Here is a 1221-nt window from a genome sequence, read left to right on the forward strand (position 1 = left end):
GTGCCGACATCGGCAACGCGGTCGCCAAGCGCTATCCCAGCGTCAGCCTGACCGGTTCGATCGGCAAGCGCAAAACCGAAACCACCGGCTTGACCCTGAGCAGCAACACTTGGTCGATCGGCCCGACCGTGACCTTGCCGATCTTCGACGGCGGCGAATTGCGCTCCAAGGTCGATAGCGCTGAAGCCGCCTATGCCAGCGCGTGGGCCAGCTACCGGAGCGACATTCGCGCCGCGATCAAGGAAGTCGAGCAAGCCTTGGTCAATCTGAGCGGCGCCGAGCAACGGGAAAGCGTCGAAGGCCGTAGCGCCGAGCAATACCGCCGGTATTTTCGGGCGGCCGAGCTGAATTGGCGGGCCGGCGGTCTGAGTTTGCTGTCGCTGGAGGACGCGCGCGGCCAGATGATCGCGCAGGAAATCAGCCACATTACTCAACAACAAAATCGCGTGCAGTACTGGATCGCGCTATACAAGGCGCTGGGCGGCGGTTGGCGTGCCCAGGACACGCAATTGAGCGCCGGCACCCCATTGAGCACCGGTAACCACCGACGCGAGGAGCAACTATGAACATCGGGCAAAGATTTACTTTACGAACTTGGCTGGTCGGCGTCACCCTGACTGGCCTCGGCATCGGTTTGCTGGTATTCGCCGGTAAACCGGCGCCGGCGGCTGTTGCCGTTAAATCCAAGGCGGTGCTGGCGGTCGAAACGGTGGTGCCGACCCGACAGGATTGGCCGGTGACGATCAAGGTCAACGGTGCGGTAGCGGCCTGGCAGGAAGCCAAAATCGGCGCCGAAATCGGCAGTCTGCGGATCAAGCAGATACAGGTCGACGTCGGCAGCCGGGTCAAACGCGGCCAGGATTTGGCGGTGTTGGCCGACGAAACCGTCGTTGCCGAACTGCACAAGCAACAAGCCAGCGTCGATAAAAGCCGGGCCAATCTGGCCAAGGCCCAGGCCGACGCCGTCCGCGCCCGCGAAATTCAAGACAGCGGGGCCTTGTCGTCGCAGAAAATCGACGAATATTTAATCGCCGAGCAAACCGCGCGCGCCGACCTGGCCTTGGCGCAAGCGGAACTGGAAAACCAACGGATCCGCTTGAGCCAGACCCATATCGTTGCCTCGGACGACGGCGTGATTTCGGCGCGTAGCGCCGGCTTGGGCGATGTGGTGACGGCGGGCACCGAGTTGTTCCGGCTGGTGCGGCAGGGACGGGTTGAGTG

At 62.7% G+C, this 1221-nt stretch carries 2 protein-coding genes; both read left to right on the forward strand.

From position 1 onward, the window contains the following. Window positions 1–566: TolC family protein (locus NP589_RS21535; RefSeq protein WP_256608806.1), on the forward strand; the 566-nt coding region annotated here is incomplete at its 5' end. Further along, window positions 563–1221, forward strand: a 659-nt coding sequence (locus tag NP589_RS21540; protein WP_256608807.1) for an efflux RND transporter periplasmic adaptor subunit, incomplete at its 3' end; no start/stop codon positions are given. The genes NP589_RS21535 and NP589_RS21540, both read left to right, overlap by 4 nt.

The organism is Methylomonas rosea (assembly GCF_024505055.1).
GTDB classification, from domain to species: Bacteria; Pseudomonadota; Gammaproteobacteria; order Methylococcales; family Methylomonadaceae; genus Methylomonas; species Methylomonas rosea.